Origin of the sequence: Chelatococcus reniformis (assembly GCF_014640075.1) — a bacterium.
In the GTDB taxonomy this organism is placed as follows: domain Bacteria; phylum Pseudomonadota; class Alphaproteobacteria; order Rhizobiales; family Beijerinckiaceae; genus Camelimonas; species Camelimonas reniformis.
In genome coordinates this window covers 67,866-86,437 of record NZ_BMGG01000003.1, presented here as the reverse complement: position 1 = coordinate 86,437, position 18,572 = coordinate 67,866, and the positions used below count along the sequence as shown (strand labels likewise).

The following is an 18,572-nucleotide window of genomic DNA, read 5'->3' as shown; positions in this document are numbered from 1 at the left end:
CGGGCCCAGCGGCAAGTCGTCCGCCGAATTCTGCCTGCGTGAAGCAGCCATCGACGCAGCGCCGGTCAGCGCTGCGAACGGGGAAGCTCTGCTTACGCCACCTTCGCAGCTCGAGGCCGCGCCATGAACCTCTCGAAATTCTTCATCGACCGGCCGATTTTCGCCGGCGTTCTTTCGGTCCTTATCTTCCTCGGGGGCCTTCTGGCGCTCCGCGTGATGCCGATCTCGGAGTATCCGGAAGTGGTGCCGCCCCAGGTCGTGGTGCGCGCGCAGTACCCCGGCGCCAATCCGAAGGTCATTGTCGAGACGGTGGCGACGCCGATCGAAGAGCAGATCAACGGCGTCGAGGACATGCTCTACATGTCCAGTCAGGCGACGACCGACGGGCTGATGACGCTGACGGTGACCTTCAAGCTCGGCACCGATCCCGACAAGGCCCAGCAACTGGTGCAGAACCGCGTCAGCCAGGCGGAGCCGCGGCTGCCGGCCGTGGTGCGCCAGCTCGGCATCACCACGATCAAGAGTGCGCCCGATCTCACCATGGTCGTGCACCTGCTGTCGCCCAACGGGCGCTACGACATGACCTATTTGCGCAACTACGCGGTGCTGAACGTCAAGGATCGCCTGGCGCGGCTCGACGGCGTCGGCCAGGTGCAGCTGTTCGGCTCCGGCGACTATTCCATGCGCGTCTGGCTCGACGCGCAGCGCGTGGCCGAGCATGGACTGTCGGCCGGCGATATCGTCCGGGAGATCCAGGCCCAGAACGTGGAGGCGGCCGCCGGCGTCGTCGGCGCCTCGCCCAGCGTGCCGGGCCTCGACCTGCAGCTGTCCATCAACGCGCAAGGCCGCCTGGCGAGCGAGGAGGAGTTCGGCGACATCGTCGTCAAGACCGGCGCCGGCGGCGAGATCACCCGCCTGCGTGACGTCGCCCGCATCGAGCTGGGCGCCGCCGAGTACGCCCTGCGCTCACTGCTCGACAACAAGTCCGCGGTGGCGATCCCGATCTTCCAGGCGCCTGGCTCCAACGCCATCCAGATCTCCAACGAGGTCCGCCGCACCATGGCGGAACTCAAGAAGAACATGCCCGAGGGCGTCGACTATTCGATCGTCTACGACCCGACCCAGTTCGTACGGGCTTCCATCGAAGCGGTCATCCACACGCTGCTGGAAGCGGTGGCGCTGGTGGTGCTCGTCGTCATCCTGTTCCTGCAGACGTGGCGCGCCTCGATCATCCCGCTGCTCGCCGTGCCGGTGTCGATCATCGGCACCTTCGCGGTGATGCACGTCTTCGGCTTTTCCATCAACGCCCTCACCCTGTTCGGGCTGGTGCTTGCCATCGGCATCGTCGTCGACGATGCCATCGTCGTGGTGGAGAACGTGGAGCGCAACATCGAGGCGGGCCTGGCGCCGCGCGAGGCGACCTACCAGGCCATGCGGGAGGTCTCCGGCCCGATCATCGCCATCGCCCTGGTGCTGGTCGCCGTCTTCGTGCCGCTCGCCTTCATCAGCGGCTTGACCGGGCAGTTCTACAAGCAGTTCGCGCTCACCATCGCCATCTCGACGGTGATCTCGGCCATAAACTCGCTCACCCTGTCGCCGGCGCTGGCGGCCCTGCTGCTGAAGGGCCACGACGAGCCCAAGGACGGGCTCACCCGCCTGCTCGACAGACTGCTCGGCTGGTTCTTCCGCCGCTTCAACCGCGCCTTCGCGCGCGCCTCCGGGGTCTACGGAAAGGGCGTGCGCGGGGCGATCTCGCGCAAGACCGTGGTCATGGGCGTCTACATCGCGCTCGTCGGGGTTACCGTGGTGCTGTTCAAGCAGGTTCCCGGCGGCTTCGTGCCGGCGCAGGACAAGCAGTATCTGGTGGGCTTCGCCCAGCTGCCCGACGGCGCCACGCTCGACCGGACCGAGGAGGTGATCCGCCGCATGAGCGACATCGCGCTCGCCCAGCCGGGCGTCGAGAACGCCATCGCCTTCCCGGGCCTGTCGATCAACGGCTTCACCAACAGCTCCAACTCCGGCATCGTCTTTGCCGGACTGAAGCCGTTCGAGGAGCGCAAGACGCCGGAGCTCAGCGGGCCGGCGATCGCCCAGCAGCTCAACCAGAAGTTCGGGGCCGTCCAGGAGGCCTTCATCGCCATGTTCCCGCCGCCGCCGGTGCAGGGGCTCGGCACCATCGGCGGCTTCAAATTGCAGATCGAGGACCGGGCGGGCCTGGGCTATGAGGCGCTCGACCAGGCCACCAAGGCCTTCATGGCCAAGGCAAACCAGGCCCCCGAGCTCGCCGGCCTGTTCTCCAGCTTCCAGGTGAACGTGCCGCAGCTCACCGCCGACATCGACCGCACCAAGGCGCGCCAGCTCGGAATCCCTGTGACCGATGTCTTCGATACGTTGCAGATCTATCTCGGCTCTTACTACGTCAACGACTTCAACAAATTCGGGCGCACCTACTCGGTGCGGGTGCAGGGCGACGCCAAATTCCGGGCGCGGGCCGACGACATCGGCCAGCTCAAGGTGCGTGCCGCATCGGGCGAGATGGTGCCGCTGTCGGCACTGCTGAAGGTGCGCTCCAGCTCCGGCCCGGAGCGGGCCATGCGCTACAACGGCTTCCTGGCGTCGGATATCAACGCCAACGCCGCACCCGGCTTCTCGTCGGGCCAGGCGCAGGCCGCGGCTGCGCGCATTGCGGCCGAGACGCTGCCGAAGGGCTTCGACTTCGAATGGACCGAGCTGACCTATCAGGAGTTCATCGCCGGCAATTCCGCGATCTGGGTGTTCCCCCTGGCGCTGTTGCTGGTGTTCCTGGTGCTGGCGGCGCAGTACGAGAGCCTGACCCTGCCCATCGCCATCATCCTGATCGTGCCCATGGGGCTGCTCGCCGCCATGACCGGCGTCTGGTTGACGCGGGGCGACAACAACGTCTTCACCCAGATCGGCCTGATCGTGCTGGTGGGGCTCTCGGCCAAGAACGCCATCCTCATCGTCGAGTTCGCACGCGAACTCGAGTTCGCGGGGCGCTCGCCGGTCGCCGCGGCGATCGAGGCGAGCCGGCTCAGGCTGCGGCCGATCCTGATGACGTCGCTTGCCTTCGTGATGGGCGTGCTGCCCCTGGTGCTGTCCACCGGCGCGGGCGCCGAGATGCGCCAGGCCATGGGCGTAGCCGTGTTCTTCGGGATGATCGGCGTCACCGCCTTCGGCCTGATCCTGACGCCGGTGTTCTACGTGCTGCTCCGGCGCCTCACCGGCAACCGGCCGCTCACGCAGCATGGAGACGCGAGCCACGCGCCGGTGGTCGCACCCCATGCGCCGACGCGGGAGCTTGAGCACGCGTGAGGGCAGGACCGTGGACGGACCGGCGGATCGTCGCGGCCGCCGGGTGGCTGCCGGCCGGGCGAGCAGGGGCATCGTGGGGGCAGCGCACGCATCGGAAAGGTGGTGGCGCACGCGGGGGCCTAGCCGTGCCCTTCCGGGAACCGCCCCCGCGCCGCGCCGGCACCTCCGCGGCCGCCCTCGGCTCAGAGCAGCAGCACCTGATCCATGACTTGAGCCGCGGTGGCGCCGACGAAGACGACGCCGGTCATGTAGCCGGAGTCGGTGGTGGTCAGCACGGCGTTGCCGTCGACGTCGACGGCGGCCAGCGTGGCCGGGTTCCAGCCTTGCAGGTAGATCAGGTCCTCGCCGGCCTGGAAGTCGGTGACGACGTCGAAGATCCCCACCGCGTTGTCGGCGGCGGCGAGGTAGAAAATGTCGGCGCCGGCGCCGCCGATGAGGGTGTCGGCGCCGGCGCCCCCGGTCAGCACGTCGGCGCCCATGTCGCCCAGCAGCAGGTCGCTGCCGCCGCCGCCGCTCAGCAGGTCGTTGCCGGCAACGCCGGCCAGGGTGTCGGCGCCGTCGCCGCCGAGCAGCTGGTCGTTGCCGATGCTCCCGAGCAGCGCGTCGTCGAAGCTCGAACCGACCACCCCCTCGATTCCCCTCAGCGTGTCGCCGGTGGCATCGCCGCCGAGGCCGGCGCCGATGTCGAGGCGGATGGCGATGCCCGCCGCGGAGGTGTCGTAGAGCGCGAAGTCGAGCCCGGCGCCGCCGTCGAGCCAGTCGCCGTCGCTGCCACCGCGCACGAAATCGTCGCCGATGCCGCCGAGCAGCGTGTCGTTGCTGCCGTCGCCGGAGATGAAGTCCTGCCCGACGCCGCCGTCCATGGCGTCGCCGCCGTCGTTGCCGAGCAGGATGTCGTCGCCGTTGCCACCGGCCATGGCATCGGCGCCGCCAAGGCCCTGGAGCGTGTCGGCCCCATCGTTGCCGACCAGCGTGTTGGCGCCGTCGTTGCCGATCAGGGTATCGGCGAAGGCCGAGCCCACCAGCCCCTCGATGTTGACCAGCGTGTCACCCGCCGCATCGCCGCCCGCGCCCGTGCCGAGGTCGAGGCGGATCGAGACCGCGGCCATCGAGGTGTCGTAAACGGCGTAGTCGGTGCCTTCGCCGCCGTCCAATTCGTCGGCGCCGGCTCCGCCCAGGAGCGTGTCGCGGCCGTTGTCGCCGCTCAGCACGTCGCTGCCGTTTCCGCCCGAGAGCGTATCGTTGCCATCGTTGCCGAGCAGCTGGTTGTCGGCCGCGTCACCGATCAATTGATCGTCGAACTTCGAACCGATGAGACCTTCGATGTTCTCGATGTGGTGCAGGAACTGCCCCGTTCCCAAGGGGCCGATCTCACCGAATCCCCCCAGCTCAGCCGAGACCGCCGCGGAGGCAAAGTCGTAGGTGATGAAGTCGAAGCCGTTTCCACCGTCGAAGTAGCCGTTGGTGCCCCACAGGGTATCGTTGCCATCGTCACCATAGCGATAGCCATTGGCTCCTCCGATGAGGTCGTCGCCGGCTCCGCCATGGCGATAGCCATCGGCTCCTACGATGACATCGTCGCCGGCTCCGCCATAGCGCCAGCCATCGGCTCCTCCGATGACATCATCGCCGTCGCCGCCGTAGCGCCAGCCATCAGCTGCATCGACCAAATCGCCGCCGCCGCCGCCGTAGAGCCTGTCAATGCCGCCCCCGCCATAAAGGGCATCGTCGCCGTCCCCGCCCTCGAGGGTATCATCGCCAACGCCGCCATAGAGGACGTCATTGCCTCCCCCGCCGGTGACCGTGTCGCCCCAAGCGCTGCCATAGATCGTGTCGTCCCCATCGCCACCGACGAGTCTATCGTCGTCGCGGATCGTGACCGTTGCCTTCAATGTCGTGGCCCCGTCCGGGAACTGGGCGCCGCTCGCATCCGAAAGAATTATCTCAAATGTCTCATCTTCTTCCTTGAGTTCATCACTGATGATCGGAATGAATACATCAGCACCCATCGAACCCGCAGGAATAGTGAAGATACCCGATGTGGCCCCGTAGTCCACACCTGCCTTCGCAGTCCCGTCGACGGTCGTGTAGGCGATGGTCGTCGCCGTAGTCGCAGCCTTGTCCAGCCGTGCGACAAAAAGGGTATAGCCATACTGCTCGCTAACGACCACATCAGCGGCCGCGATCGCGCGAGTGGTGTGGACTTCTTCAACTGTTGCGGGCAAAATCTGGCTCCTGGCAGATTAGGCACTTACCGACGCGACGGTTGTCCAAAGCGGTGCCCATGAGTTTTTGGTAAACGTGATTTTTATCGACTTCAACATGACAAAAATTAATACTTTAGTATACTGTCTTATCCAGAATAATGGTAACGTATTAAATCTATCTCCGCCGGCATTTGAAATATTCCAGGATATTTACGTTCCGCGCTAATCGGCGTCGACGCGACCCTTCCGTGTTCCAGGAAGGATCGGGACCATATCGGGCCGCGAGTTGCCGTCAAGGCAGAGTTCGCGTAGCGATTGCCGTGAGCGATCCGTGCGGCAACTCAGTCACAGTCGGGCGAGCGGGGCCGCTTCCACCGGCTGCGGTGGATGATCTTCACGGTCTCAGCTGCCGCTCTCGCGGACGCGAATCGCAGCCGATCCAGACCGCGATGAACCGCGACAGGGCTAGTCAGCGGCTGAGCCTGTCCGGTCGGCTCCTTCGCCAAGCTAGCAGTCTGCCTTGTGCGCGTCGGAGACGGGCTCCTGCACGACCCCGGTCGAGCCGCGCGAAGCGCCGCGGATCGTCGTCGAGGAAGGAGCGGACGGCGAAGCTGCGGACGGTGCTGATCGTTGGCAGTCAGGACGTCGCTGGCCAGGTCGCGCGGGATGCCCTGCCTGCCGCCTACGGCCGCGAGCCGCGACGGACCCAGGCGGCAATGAACAGCGAGAGCGCCACGACGGCGCCGATCTCGGCCCAGAAGAACACCAGCACGTCGGCGCGGATGCCCAGGGGAGGGGCGCCGGGCAACGCGTTGCGCAGCGCCGGCAGCGCAAAGACCATGGCGCCCATGGCCCCGACCAACGTCGCTTCGATCTTGCGGAAGCCGATGAAGACGAGGCTTCCGATGGAAAGGGCACACAGGGTGAGAACGACCATGGCCGCGTAGATGGTGATGCTGAAGAACTTGACCGCGCCGGTCCGCCGGACGCTGAAGCTCAAGTTGAGATCCCGCGGATCGATGGGCGCCGCCTGTTCGCCGTGAACGGTGAAGCCGAGGATGCCCTCCCACATCTTGACGTGAAGGGGCAGTGCACGCTCGCTGCCGCCGGGCCCCTTCTCCACGACGCTCAGGTGCACCGAAGCGGAGAAGCGATCGACGGGATAGAAGCGGATGCTGCCATCATTGAGGTCGAAGTTGCGGGTCAACTCGGGAAGCGGCTGTTGCGCCCGGATCGGGATATGCTCGACGAAGGTGTCGCGGTGCAGCCTGAGCGTGAGGTCGCGCGTTGCGATGGCGGCACGCGGACCGCTTGGCGAGGGCGGCGGCGTCACGCTGATCCGGATCTGCATCGTCTCCTGGGTCGAGTCGATGGCAACGGGCAGCAAGGAGAGAACGAGACCGGCCTCATCGATCGGGGCTCCGAATTGCGCCTCGATCGGCACTTCCGAAATATCGAAGCGCTGGAGCACTAGACCGTAGCCGACGGCGCAGAGCACCAAGAGTGCGACGAGCAGAAGGCCGCGCCGCAGCCTGCGGCGAGCGGGCTTGTCCGCCGCGGCGGGCGGGGCTTCCTCCTCAGGCTCTTCGCTCGCGGCTTCGCGCGTCGCACTTTCCATCACGTCATGCCGTCCGTTGCGGATTGAGGCCGCCGGGCTCCGCTTATCATCTCGCGGCGAGCCTGGCATGCGCTAACCCCGAGGAGGCCGATGCCGTGTGCACGGCGCGATGTGTAGCCATGCTGGGCCCGTCGGCGCCTCGGTTCACGATCATCGCGTTGCCGCTTTGCGAGACCTATCGGCTCCGAGCGGAGCGCGCACGATGCGGCACGCCCGCCTGCATGTCGTCGCGCCGCCCGATCTCCGTGGCACCATGCCTCGCCAGATAGCTGCCGACGATCTCCCGCCAGACCCGATAGAGTTGGGAGAAGCGCTCCTGATCGTTGTCGAGGAAGGAGCGGACGGCGAAGCCGCGGACGATGCTGATCGTCAGGGTCAGCACATCACCGGCGATGTCGGGCTGAATGCCGTGGGCGACGAGCGCGTCCAGCCACGCCGCCTCGACCGCGAACCGGCTGGTGCGGGACGCTTCGTACGCCTCGCGGCGCACGTCGCGAATGTCGGCGTCGCCCATCGCCACCGCCAGCTCAACGAAGAAGAAATCGCTGAAGAAGAAGTGGTGCGCGTCGTCGATGATGCTCGCGATCGGGTCCCGCGATGCCTCCGCCTGTTTGGCCAGTTGCCGGCTGTGAGCGGCAAAATTCTGGTTGAGATGGTTCAGGGCGGCAACGAACAGGTCCCGCTTGGTCGGGAAGTGATGCAATTGCGCGCCCTCGGAGACGCCTGCGAGTTCCGCCACCTTGCTGGTGCGCAGCCCGCCGAAGCCACTCTGGCGCAGCAGCCGCACCGCCGCATCCAGCAGCTTCTTCTGTGTCGCCTCGCTGCGCTCCGCCTGGGTCCGGCGGCGCTTGCGGGTACGCGCCGCCGGCGCCCCGGGGGGCGTTCCCCCGGATTTGGAACCGTTCTCGATACGTCTGGCGGGGTCGACCGACCGGGAGGGGGGAACAGGCTTCTCCGACACGGTCCCAGACTTCGGCATCGACATTCCCGGCGGCCGCCGCGGGTCAGCGGCGGCCAAGCATCATACACCCGCCGCGGCGGTTCGCCCCCTGATGCCAAATCAGGAGGTCGCCTGCAAATGTCATCTGAGCGGCGGCTCGCCCGCACGCCAGCCGGCGCGAGCCGCTCGCTCATCCCGGACAAGTGAAATATCAGGCCTTCACATTGCCTTAGCTTGGATGATGTTGGCCCGCCAATAGTCCACCCGTTCAGCTCTTCGCCCTGTCCGCGGCTGTCGGGAAAGCGCAAGAGCAGTCGCCAAACCGATTTGGACGCCGGCGGCCGTTCGCGCGGGGGCCTATCTCAAGCCGCTTGACGCTCGAGCAGCTGGATGACCTCCTCCCGTTGCTGCGCCGGCGGCCCGAGCAGCTCGGCGTTGCAGCGCGCCCGCTTGTAATAGAGGTGGTTCTTCATCTCCCAGGTGAAGCCGATGGCGCCGAATACCTGGACGTTCCGGTAGGTCGCGTCGCGATAGGCGTCGCTGGCGTAGCTTTGGGCCATGGCCGCTGCCAGGGGAGCTCGTGCATCGTCCTCAGTGAGTGCCCAGGCGGCGTAGTGCACCGCCGCAGTCGCGCACTCCGCCTGGCCGGCGAGCTCGGCGAGCTGGTGCTTGATTGCCTGGAAGGCGCCGAGCGGGCGGCCGAAGGCCATGCGCTCCTTGGCGTAGGTCACAGCGTCGTCCAGCACCACGCGAGTCCCGGCAGCGCTTTCGGCGGCGAGGGTGAGATAGAGGCGATCGCGCACCCAGGGCCAGGTCTGGTCGTCGCTGCCCGTCAGCAGCTCGCCGAGCGCGCCCGTGAGCGTGACGGTGCCGACCTGGCGCGTGATGTCGCGCCAATCGAGCAGGGCGATCGCGACGCCCGCGGCCTTGGCCTCGACCACGAAGAATTTCAGCCGTCCGTCGAGGCGGGCGGCCACGACGATCTGATCGGCGGCGGCCGCATCCACGACGTACCAGGCCGTTCCCGTCAGCCGGTGATTGCTGCCGTCGGCCGTGGCCGCGACGCTCTCGCCTATGGCGCCGTCCATGCTCGTCAAGGCCAAAGCGAGCTTGGCCTCGCCGCCGGCGACGCGGCCGAGCAGCCGCGCGCGCTGGTCCTCCGAACCGGCCCGGAGTATCGCCCAGGTGCCGGCGAGCGTGCCGAAGAAGGGGCAGGGCGCCAATGTGCGGCCCATCTCGCCCACGACCATGGCAAGGTCGATGTAGCTCATGCCGAGGCCGCCGTAGGTCTCAGGCACGATGAGCGACGGCCAGCCGAGCTCGGCGATCTTGCGCCAGAGCGTGTCATAGCCGGCGTCGGTGGCGGTGGCGCCGGGGACGAGCAGGGGCCTCAGGTCGACTTCCTTGTCGAGGAAGGTTTGCGCTGCATCCCGCAGCTCCAGGTGGTCGTCACTGAGCGTAAAGTTCACGGAGCGTCTCCCTCGGAACGTGGTGGCTGTGGCGCTCGCCGGACCGCTACCGCTCGGCGGCCAGGCGCGCGGGCGCCACCTGCGGCCTGTTGATCTGGTTGAAGGGGGTAGCCGCCGTCGGATCCAGATCCCGCGGCAAGCCGAGGATGCGTTCGGCGACGGTGTTCTTGAGAATCTCCTGCGTGCCGACGCCGAGGGTCGCCGCAGGGCTGAACCAGTAGGCGTAGTCCCAGTTGTCGAACAGGCCGTAGTGCTTGTCGGGCAGCGGCAGCACGTCCCTGTTCTTGACCATGCCGGCAGCGCCCTGGCTGCGCTTGGCAAGGTCACTGAGGCGCTGGCCGTGCGGGGAGGCGATCATCTTGCCAAGGTTGCCTTCGACGCCCGCGGGCTTGCCGTTGATCTTGTTGCTCAGGTGCCGGTAGGTGAGCAGGCGCAGCAGCTCGCCCTCGATGAACAGCTTGGCCGCGTCGTCGCGGATCAGCGGGTTCTTGATGCGGCCGGTCCTGATCAGCCCGTCGAGGAGTTCGCGCGCCGTGGGGCCGGAGCCCCAGACGGCGCCTGGCATCGTCATGCCCTGGCGTTCCGTCTGCAGCTGCTCGACCACGATGCGCCAGCCGTCGCCCTCCTGGCCGAGCCGGTGGGCAGCCGGTACCCGCACGTCCTCGAGAAACACCTCGTTGTATTCGTTCACCTCGCCGCTCATGTCGACGATCGGTCGCACGGTCACGCCGGGGGTCTTCATGTCGAGGATGAAGACGGACAGACCCTTGTGCTTGGGTACCGCGCTGTCGGTGCGCACGATGATGACGCCGATCTGCGAGATGTCGGCATGGGAATTCCAGATCTTCTGGCCGTTGATGACGTAGTCGTCGCCGACCCGGCGCGCGGTGGTGCGCAGGTTGCCGAGGTCCGAGCCACCGGACGGCTCGCTGAACAGCATGCACCATCGCTCCTCGCAGGCGAGTGCTGGCGGCAGGAAGCGCTGCCGCTGCTCCTCCGTGCCCCATGTCAGCAGCGACTGGCCGCATTGATTGAGAGCGATCGCGTTGAGCTGATGAGGGTGGCGGATGCCGGCCCGCTCGAGCTCCTCGTCCAGCATGACGACCAGCTCCGGCCCTGCCGACAGGCCCCACGGCGCCGGCCAGTTGGGCGCCGTCCAGCCCCGCTCGGCCAGTTGGCGGTAGGTGGGACTAGGGTTGGCCTCGAGCCAGGCGCGAATCTCGCGGCGACGGGGGTCGTCTTCGCCGGGAAGGTTGAAGTCCATGGTGGCCTCTCGTCGGTTTAGGCGGACAGGGTCTGCACGCGCTCGAGTGCTGCGGCGTAATCTTCCATGAATTCCTGGACGACGGTGCGGGCCGACTTGATGTCGTCCAGTAGTCCGACCCCCTGGCCCACGTAATAGTTGACGAGCTGACGGGCGCTCTCGCTGCCGGCTTCGGCCGCTTTGGTGGCCCGCTGCATAACGGCGGCCGTCAGCATCGGCTGGAACGGCATCTGCAAATAGCCGGGGCTGTCGGGCTGCTCCCAGGCTTCGGTCCAGGCCGAGCGGAGCTGCCGCGCGAGCTTGCCGGAACTCGCACGCGAACGGACCGTGTCGCGCGAGCGCGCCGCGAGGAATTTCTCGCGCATGACCTGGGAGATTTCGGATTCGACGGTCGGCAGCCAGACCGAACCCGTCCAGGCCCCGTCCGCCCCCATGGTCATGGCCGCCGCCATCTGGCGGCCGGATACGATCCCGCCTGCGGCGAGCACGGGCGTGTGCTTGGCGCCGACCCCGGCGACGGCCCGGATGACCTCGGGCACCAGCACCATGGTCGACACCTCGCCGCAATGGCCGCCCGCCTCGGTGCCTTGGGCGACGATGACGTCGACGCCCATCTCCACCTGGCGGATCGCATGCTCGGCCGATCCGACCAGCGCGCCGACCGGGACGCCGGCGGCGCGCCCGCGATCGATCATCGACTGCGGCGGCAGGCCGAGCGCCTGGACGATGAAACGGATCGGGTGCCGGAACGCCACGTCCATGCACCTCTCGGCCGTGTCATGCATGAGGCCGACCGCCCGATCCTCGTCCGAGGGGGCGGCGGAATACGGGTCGATGCCGTGCCGGCGCAGCAGGGCGTCGACGAAGGCGTGATGCTGCGGCGGGATGCGCTGCTTGAGGCTGCTGCTGGTGAGGCCCTGCTCGTATTTGACGGACATGTTCTCGGGAATGGCGAGATCGATGCCGTAGGGCCGGCCGCCGACCCTGTCATCGATCCAGCGCAGCTCCGCTTCCAGCTCGTCGGGGCTGTAGCCGACGGCGCCAAGCACGCCGAAGCCGCCGGCCTTGCTGACCGCGACGACCACGTCCCGGCAATGGCTGAAGGCGAACAGCGGGAAGTCGACGCCAAGCAGATCGCAGACGGGGGTCCTCATGCGTCTCTCCCTTGGCTCGTCGCCGCCGCGAGCCTTGCCCGAATGCTATAAACTTAGTTTCTAGAAAGCAAGTAGATGGAGCTGTCGCGGGGCGCGGCAAATGCTAGGATTTGCCAATGACACAGGTCGATACCCAGCCGCTCAGGCGCCGAACCCAGGCCGCGCGCCGTGAACAATCCGACCGGCGCATGTTGCGGGCGGCAGCTTATCTGATCGGCCGCCGCGGCCTGCATGCGACGACGCTGGCCGAGATCGGGGTGAGGGCTGGATACAGCAGCGGTCTTCCCGTCGTCCGCTACGGCAGCAAGTTCGGCCTGGTCGACACCTTGCTCGCCGCGATGGACCGGTGGTGCGAGACGACGGTGGCGTCGATGACCGGCGGGCGGCGGGGCCTCGATGCACTCAAGGCGCGGGCCGAAGCCTACATCATCGGCGCCCGGACCATCCCCGACGGCGCGGCCGCGCTGCAGACCATCATCGTCGAAGCCCGCTACGCCTTCCCGGAGCTGCAGCCGCGGATCGATGCCTTCCTGGAGCGTTGGCGGCTGGGCTTTCGCGACGACCTTCTCGATGCGCGGCGCTTGGGCGAGGTGCGGAGCGACCTCGATTGCGACGCCTACGCCAACCTGATCCTCGGCGCCATCCGCGGCATGACGATCGGCCGCTTCGGGGAGGACCTGCGCGAGGTGCAGCGCGAGTTGCCGCCGCTGCTCTGCGAGATGGTGCGCCAAGCCCTGGCCCTCCCGTCGGCCTGACACCGGTTACGATTTACCGCTGCCGATGGCGATCGGCGGCCCGAGCGGGCTCCACCCCGTTCCGTTGAACCGGGCGAGCTGCAGCGCGTGATAGGCGAGGTAGTCGGTCGGCGAGTTGTAGACGGGGATGCCGTCGATCACCATGGGCGGCGTCTCGCGCTGAAGATGAGTGGCCTGCTTCAGCAGATTTTCACGGGTGAGATCGTCGCCGCACCGCCTGAGTACCTGCGTGATCATATGGGCGTTGATGTAGCCGGGAACGGTCGTGTTGTCCTCGACGTTGTGCCTGGGCATGTAGCGATCGAGGAAGGCCCTGTAATCCTTCACGTCCCGGTCCGCGGCCGTGATCGGATCGGTCGGGATTTTTTCCCAGCGACAGGTGATGACACCCTTGGAATTGTCGAGGCCTGCCGGAACGAGCGTTGCGCCGATGGACGAGGCGACGCTCGCCAGCACGTACATCGGCTTCCAGCCGATTTCGCCGGCCTTGCGTATGCCTTGGGCGGCAAACTTCGCCGTGGTGAACTGGCAGAACACGTCGGCGCCGGTGGCGCGCAACTCGACGATCTGGTGCTCGATCGTCGGCTCCGTCAGTTCGTGGCTGATCTCCTTGATGATCATCGTGGAGGCCGCCGCACCGAGCCCCTTCTTGAGGCCGCGGACGAAATCGCGCCCCAGGTCGTCATTGATGAACTGGACCGCGATTTTCGCATTCGGCCGGCTCTGCAGGATGTACTTGGCGTAGATCTCGCTCTGATCGACATAGGTCGGATAGAACGGGACGATCCACGGGAAGTTCGCCGGATCGTTGAAACGTTCCGCGCCGGAGGTGAGGAACAGGCTCGGCACCGCCTTGGCATTGAGATATTTCTGCACCGAGGTGTTCGGCGCGGTGCCGAGAAAGCCGGCGATGGCAAAGACGTTGTCGGACTCGACCAGCCGCCGCGTCTGCTCCAGCGCCTTTGGCGGATTGTAGGCGTTGTCGAGCGAGATCAGGTTGATCTTCCGCCCGTTGATGCCGCCGCCGGCGTTGACCATCTCGAAATAGGCGCTTTGGGCCAGTCCGTAGACGCCGAAGCCCGATGCCGGCCCGCTGTAGGGGGAGGTGGTGCCGAGCTTGATCTCCGTATCGGTTACCCCGGGGCCGTAGCTCTTCGCCATCGCCGTGCGCTGTCCCAGGCCGTAGAGCGCAGCTGTGCCGGCACCGAGCAGCAGACCGCGTCTGTCAAGTTTGACCGGCATTTACGTCTCCTCCCTTCAGCGGAACTTGCGTCCGCGTTACGTCGAGCTGGTTGACCGTATCGACCGGGCCGGGCGCGCTCTTGCGGCCGGGACGGCATCTGCCCCGTTGCAGACCGGCCCGCCCCGATCGCGCGAGGCCGGCCGCACCGCCACACCGGGGCAGTGCCGCGCCTATGCAGCTGCGGCTGAGAGCCGATCGAGATAGGCCTGCCGGACCTTGCGTTTGAGCAGCTTGCCGCTGGCCTCGCGCGGCAGGGACGGGTGGAACTCGAATACTTTTGGAATCTTGTAGCGCGCCAGACGCTCGCCCAGGTGAGCAACCATCCTGTCGACCGTCGGCGGGGCACCGGGCTCCGCCTCGACCGCTGCGACGAGCGCCTCGCCGAACTCAGCGTCTGGCACGCCGAAGACAGCGCAGTCCCGTACGCCGGGACAGGTGACGAGCACATTCTCGATCTCGGCGGGGTAGATGTTGACGCCGCCGGAGATGACCATGTCGCGCTTGCGATCGCAGATGTAGAGAAATCCATCCGCGTCCAGGTAGCCGACGTCGCCGCAGGTGATCAGCCCGTCACGCTCGACCTGCGCCCGCTCGTGCGGCAAGCCGTGATAGGCAAAGTCGGCGTAGGCTTGGGTGCGCAGGTAGATCTCGCCGACCTCGCCGGTTCCGAGGGCGCGCGCGCCCTCGCCGTAGATGCGGAGCGTCGTGCCGGCCATGGGTTGGCCGACGCTGCCGCGGTGGGCGAGCCACTCGGCCGAGGTGCAGCCGACGGCGGGCCCCGTCTCGGTGGCGCCATAGGTCTCGTGAATGACCGGGCCCCACCAGTCGATCATCGCCTGCTTCACCTCGGGCGGGCAGGGGGCGCCGGTGTGCGTCGCCCAGCGCAGTGAGGACATGTCGTAGCCGCAGCGCACGCTCTCGGGCAGGCGCAACAGCCGCACGAACATGGTCGGCACCATGGTGAGATGGCTGATGCGGTGGGTCTCGATGGTGCGCAGCAGGTCCTCGGCGTCGAACGTCGTCTGCAAGACGGTGAGCGCGGCGTGCTGGAACGCCTGGCGCGCGAAAGCGCCGGGTGAGGCGTGGTAGAGAGGCCCGCACACGAGGGCGCGCATCCCGGGCTCGGTGCCGTAGATCGATTGCAGGAGGCGGGCGTTGGCCTGTATCTGCGCCGGCGTCATCGGCCCGCGGCACACGCCCTTCGGACGACCCGTCGTGCCCGAGGTGTAGATCATCGTGCCGCGCGCCGCACGCGCCGCTCCCGACCAGGGGGCATGGCGATCGCGAAAAGCGCTCCACGGCTGCGCCGGCGCGGCAGGCTCGGCGTTTCCCTCGCCGGTCGCGAAGGCGGGGACGCGGCCCTCGATCGCGGCGCGTGCCCGTGCGATCAGATCGCTCTCGCCGATCAGCACGCGCGGCGCTGCATCCGACAAGATATAGTCGAGCTCATCGACGGTATTGTGCCAGTTCAAGGGCACGACGTAGGCGCCGAGGGCGTTGGCGGCCTGGAAGATCTCGAAGTAGACGGGATCATTGCGGACGAGCAGCGCGACGCTGTCGTCCTCCCGCACGCCGATGCGATCGAGGGCCGTCGCCGCGCGCCGGCCCCGGTCGAGCAAGGTCTGGCGCGCCACCGACGTGTCACCTGCAACGACGATCTGAGCACTTGCATTCATCGGCCTATCCCGCGATCGCGCGCCGGGGACGCCGGCATTGCTGTCGCCGTCGACCGAAGGCGATGGGGAGGGGCCGCTCCGCCGGCGGCAAGGCACGTCCGCCGGGGCGCGCAGGGGCCATCGGGCCCTGCCATGGGGCACGTCGCAAGGGCAATCCTCCCAAAGGCCGATTCAGGTCGGCTTGAGCAGCTGTCCACGTGGGTACATCGACGACCCGGATACCGCTTTACAAACAAGATGCATTGTTTTTAAGTTTGGTGTCAAGGCGAGTGCGAGCCTGCCGTGGCGGGCTTGCTCCAGTGTTGTGCGGGCGGTGCGCTCGGTCCGGTCGAGGCAGTCGTCGCGCTCCCCGCCGTCCGGGGCGTGCGGCCCCAGGGTGGCCGAAGGAGGAGGGAGGACATCATGGAGCGCGGTGAACAGCCGGCCATCTGGGTCGACGAGGGGCAGCAATTCTTCAAGGTCGCGCGGCGCAACTTCGTCGATCCGGACATCTGGACGGCGGAAAAGGCGCGCATCTTCGAGCGCTGCTGGCTCTACCTCGGCCACGATTCGGAGCTGCCCAAGCCGGGCGATTTCCTGACCCGCTCCGTGGCCGGCCGCAACATCCTGTTCACCCGCGACAGCAAGGGAGAACTGCGCGCCTTGCTCAACACCTGCCCGCACCGCGGCGCCCAGGTCTGCCGCGAGCGCAAAGGCAACGCCAAGTCCTTCCAGTGCTTCTATCACGGCTGGGTGTTCGGCGCCGACGGCCGGCTGCGCAGCCAGCCGGGCGAGGCCTCCTATGCCGAAGGGTTCAAGGCCCGCGAGACATCGAACATGACGCCGGTGCCGCGCTTCGAGTGCTACCGCGGCTTCGCCTTCGTCTGCTTCGACCGGCACGTCGTTCCGCTCGATGAATACCTTTCCGGCGCCAAGGAGTACCTCGATATCGTCTGCGACCATTCCGATGCAGGCATGACGATCGTCGGCGGCACCCAGGAATATTCGATCCGGGCCAATTGGAAGCTGCTGACCGAGAACAGCATCGACGGCTATCACGCGACCACCACCCACGCCACCTACTTCGACTACTTGATGAATACGACCGGCGGCACGACGCAGGTACCCGTGGTGGGTTACGGGCGCGATCTCGGCAACGGTCACGCCGTCGTCGAGGGCACCGCCCCGTGGGGCCGGCCGGTGGCCCAGTGGATTCCTGCCTGGGGCGAGGAGGGGCGCCGGGAGATCGACACCATTTACGGCCGTCTGGTGGAGCTGCACGGCGCGGCGCGCGCCGACCGCATCGCCAAGATGAACCGCAATCTCTTCATTTTCCCGAATCTGGTCATCAACGACATCATGGCCATCACCGTGCGGACCTATTACCCGGTCGCGGCCGATTACATGGTCATCAATGCGTGGGCACTGGCGCCGATCGGAGAGAGTGCTCGGGCACGCAAGGACCGGCTGCTCAACTTCCTCGAATTCCTCGGCCCCGGCGGCTTTGCGACGCCCGACGATGTGGAGGCGCTGGAGCACTGCCAGCGCGGCTTCGCCAACAACAAGGAAGCTGAGTGGAACGATATCTCGAAGGGGATGGGGAAGGAGCGGCCGGCCGCCGACGACGAGCTGCAGATGCGCGCCTTCTGGTCCCAGTGGAACGAACGGATGTTCCCGCCGCCGACCGTGAGCAAGCAGGCAGCGGCTTGAGGTGATGGCGATGCCGAACCCGATCCGGATCGTGCAGCTGTGCTACGTTCGCCTGGGCACCGACGACCTCGAGGCGAGCGCCCGCTTCGCGACTGAGATCGTGGGCTTGCAGCGGGGGGAGGGGCGGGGCGGCGACGTGGTGTTCCGCTCCGACGCGCGGGCCCACACGCTGGCGCTGTCCACCGAGCGGGGCGCGAGCCTCGGCGTCGAACTGGAGGACGAGGCCGCGCTGGAGGCGGCGGCCGGCGCCCTGGAGCAAACCGGCTACGGCTGCCGCGAAGCCTCGGCGGCCGAGTGCGAGCGCCGCTTCGTGCGCCGCGCCCTGATCTGCGCCATCGGCGAGGGGCTCGCCGTCGACCTCGTGCTGCGCCCTGCCGTCAGCGGCCGGCGCTACTTCGGCAGCCGCGATGCCGCCATCACCGGCCTCGCCTGCGTCGGCCTGCGCAGCACCGACCTTGCCCGCGACACGGCGCTGTGGACCGCGCTGCTGGGCGCCGCGGTGAGCGACCGGGCCGGCGAGGTCACCTACCTCGGGTTCGACGACGCCCATCACCGTATCGTGCTCTATCCCGCCGCCCGGCCCGGCATCGTCTACGTCACCTACGCCGTCGAGAGCTTCGATGCGGTGATGCAGAGCCATTACTTTCTCCAGGAGCATCAGGTGCGCGTCCTGCACGGGCCCGGGCGCGAGGCCGCCTCCGGCCAGGTGTTCGTGCGCTTCCAGGGGCCGGGGGGGCAGATCTTCGCCTACGGCTACGGCATGGCCACCATCGACGGGGGCCGGCACCGGGCGCGCCAGTTCGCGGCCGAGCCGGGCTCGCTGTGCGCCTGGGGCAGCACGAGCGAGGTGCCCGAGCTCGCCGGCGCGGCCGGATGAGCGCACAGCAAGGAGACCCTGCCATGATCGAGCTCAAGGACGTCAGCTATGCGCGGCTGGGCGCGCCGGACCTAGAGCAGGCGGAGGCGTTCGCCACCCGCTGCCTCGGTTTGCAGGTGGCGGAGCGCAGCGCCAAGGCGCTCTACCTGCGCTCCGACGACCGGGCCCATACGCTCTGCTATGTGGAAGGCGATCCGCAGGACCAGACGGTGGCCTTCGAGATCGAGGACGAGGGCCAGCTCGACGCCGCGGCGGGCACGCTGGAGGGGCTCGGCCACGGTGTGCATGCGGGCACGGCCGGCGAGTGCGCGGCGCGCAAGGTGAAGGCCTTCATCGCCTTCAAGGAT

General features: G+C 67.5%; 12 protein-coding genes and 1 pseudogene. 5 read left to right on the top strand and 8 right to left on the bottom strand.

Features of this window, described 5'->3' with window-relative positions:
* Positions 1 to 123 precede the first annotated feature (123 nt).
* Entirely contained in the window at positions 124 to 3,333 is a 3,210-nt protein-coding gene (locus IEW34_RS08535; RefSeq protein WP_188608755.1) for an efflux RND transporter permease subunit, read from the top strand.
* 182 nt (positions 3,334 to 3,515) lie between these two features.
* Here the strand turns inward: IEW34_RS08535 and IEW34_RS08530 are convergent, their stop codons facing one another.
* The 6 genes from IEW34_RS08530 to IEW34_RS08505 all read right to left on the bottom strand — a co-directional run bounded on the left by IEW34_RS08530 (position 3,516) and on the right by IEW34_RS08505 (position 11,985).
* On the bottom strand, positions 3,516 to 5,504 hold the full coding sequence (locus tag IEW34_RS08530) for a calcium-binding protein (RefSeq protein WP_373288241.1): 1,989 nt from the start codon (positions 5,502 to 5,504) through the stop codon (positions 3,516 to 3,518).
* 718 nt (positions 5,505 to 6,222) lie between these two features.
* Entirely contained in the window at positions 6,223 to 7,158 is a 936-nt protein-coding gene (locus IEW34_RS08525; RefSeq protein WP_244641921.1) for a DUF8686 domain-containing protein, read from the bottom strand.
* A 175-nt stretch (positions 7,159 to 7,333) separates the two neighbouring features.
* Positions 7,334 to 8,143 (bottom strand): TetR/AcrR family transcriptional regulator, encoded by an 810-nt coding sequence (locus IEW34_RS08520; RefSeq protein ID WP_188608752.1) that lies wholly within the window; start codon positions 8,141 to 8,143, stop codon positions 7,334 to 7,336.
* Between the two features lie 317 nt (positions 8,144 to 8,460).
* On the bottom strand, positions 8,461 to 9,567 hold the full coding sequence (locus IEW34_RS08515) for an acyl-CoA dehydrogenase family protein (RefSeq protein ID WP_188608751.1): 1,107 nt from the start codon (positions 9,565 to 9,567) through the stop codon (positions 8,461 to 8,463).
* Between the two features lie 46 nt (positions 9,568 to 9,613).
* Positions 9,614 to 10,831, bottom strand: a complete 1,218-nt coding sequence (locus IEW34_RS08510) for an acyl-CoA dehydrogenase family protein (RefSeq protein WP_188608750.1) — start codon at positions 10,829 to 10,831, stop codon at positions 9,614 to 9,616.
* Between the two features lie 17 nt (positions 10,832 to 10,848).
* The gene (locus tag IEW34_RS08505) at positions 10,849 to 11,985 is read right to left on the bottom strand and encodes an NAD(P)H-dependent flavin oxidoreductase (RefSeq protein ID WP_188608749.1); all 1,137 of its coding nucleotides are present in this window, start codon (positions 11,983 to 11,985) and stop codon (positions 10,849 to 10,851) included.
* 116 nt (positions 11,986 to 12,101) lie between these two features.
* Here IEW34_RS08505 and IEW34_RS08500 point away from each other — a divergent pair, with 116 nt between their 5' ends.
* Positions 12,102 to 12,740, top strand: coding sequence for a TetR/AcrR family transcriptional regulator (locus tag IEW34_RS08500; protein WP_188608748.1), 639 nt, complete (start codon positions 12,102 to 12,104; stop codon positions 12,738 to 12,740).
* Positions 12,741 to 12,746: 6 nt separating this feature from the next.
* Here IEW34_RS08500 and IEW34_RS08495 read toward each other — a convergent pair whose 3' ends face one another.
* Both IEW34_RS08495 and IEW34_RS08490 read right to left on the bottom strand, forming a co-directional pair.
* Positions 12,747 to 13,982, bottom strand: coding sequence for an ABC transporter substrate-binding protein (locus tag IEW34_RS08495; protein WP_188608747.1), 1,236 nt, complete (start codon positions 13,980 to 13,982; stop codon positions 12,747 to 12,749).
* A gap of 171 nt (positions 13,983 to 14,153) precedes the next feature.
* The gene (locus tag IEW34_RS08490; RefSeq protein WP_188608746.1) at positions 14,154 to 15,659 is read right to left on the bottom strand and encodes an AMP-binding protein; all 1,506 of its coding nucleotides are present in this window, start codon (positions 15,657 to 15,659) and stop codon (positions 14,154 to 14,156) included.
* A gap of 402 nt (positions 15,660 to 16,061) precedes the next feature.
* On the opposite strand from IEW34_RS08490, the gene IEW34_RS08485 reads away from it, so the two are divergent.
* From IEW34_RS08485 to IEW34_RS08475, 3 genes and pseudogenes are all read left to right on the top strand, one after another.
* Complete coding sequence (locus IEW34_RS08485; RefSeq protein ID WP_188608745.1) at positions 16,062 to 17,348, top strand: aromatic ring-hydroxylating oxygenase subunit alpha; 1,287 nt, start codon at positions 16,062 to 16,064, stop codon at positions 17,346 to 17,348.
* A gap of 10 nt (positions 17,349 to 17,358) precedes the next feature.
* A complete protein-coding gene (locus tag IEW34_RS08480) occupies positions 17,359 to 18,225 on the top strand; it encodes a VOC family protein (RefSeq protein WP_188608744.1) in 867 nt (288 codons plus the stop codon).
* 23 nt (positions 18,226 to 18,248) lie between these two features.
* Positions 18,249 to 18,572: pseudogene (locus IEW34_RS08475) on the top strand (VOC family protein); the annotation flags it as partial.

Coding starts and splice junctions, on each gene's coding strand:
- IEW34_RS08535 (WP_188608755.1), top strand. CDS start 124: ATGAACCTCTCGAAATTCTTCATCGACCGGCCGATTTTCGCCGGCGTT.
- IEW34_RS08490 (WP_188608746.1), bottom strand. CDS start 15,659: ATGAATGCAAGTGCTCAGATCGTCGTTGCAGGTGACACGTCGGTGGCG.
- IEW34_RS08480 (WP_188608744.1), top strand. CDS start 17,359: ATGCCGAACCCGATCCGGATCGTGCAGCTGTGCTACGTTCGCCTGGGC.
- IEW34_RS08520 (WP_188608752.1), bottom strand. CDS start 8,143: ATGTCGATGCCGAAGTCTGGGACCGTGTCGGAGAAGCCTGTTCCCCCC.
- IEW34_RS08485 (WP_188608745.1), top strand. CDS start 16,062: ATGGAGCGCGGTGAACAGCCGGCCATCTGGGTCGACGAGGGGCAGCAA.
- IEW34_RS08505 (WP_188608749.1), bottom strand. CDS start 11,985: ATGAGGACCCCCGTCTGCGATCTGCTTGGCGTCGACTTCCCGCTGTTC.
- IEW34_RS08495 (WP_188608747.1), bottom strand. CDS start 13,982: ATGCCGGTCAAACTTGACAGACGCGGTCTGCTGCTCGGTGCCGGCACA.
- IEW34_RS08510 (WP_188608750.1), bottom strand. CDS start 10,831: ATGGACTTCAACCTTCCCGGCGAAGACGACCCCCGTCGCCGCGAGATT.
- IEW34_RS08525 (WP_244641921.1), bottom strand. CDS start 7,158: ATGGAAAGTGCGACGCGCGAAGCCGCGAGCGAAGAGCCTGAGGAGGAA.
- IEW34_RS08500 (WP_188608748.1), top strand. CDS start 12,102: ATGACACAGGTCGATACCCAGCCGCTCAGGCGCCGAACCCAGGCCGCG.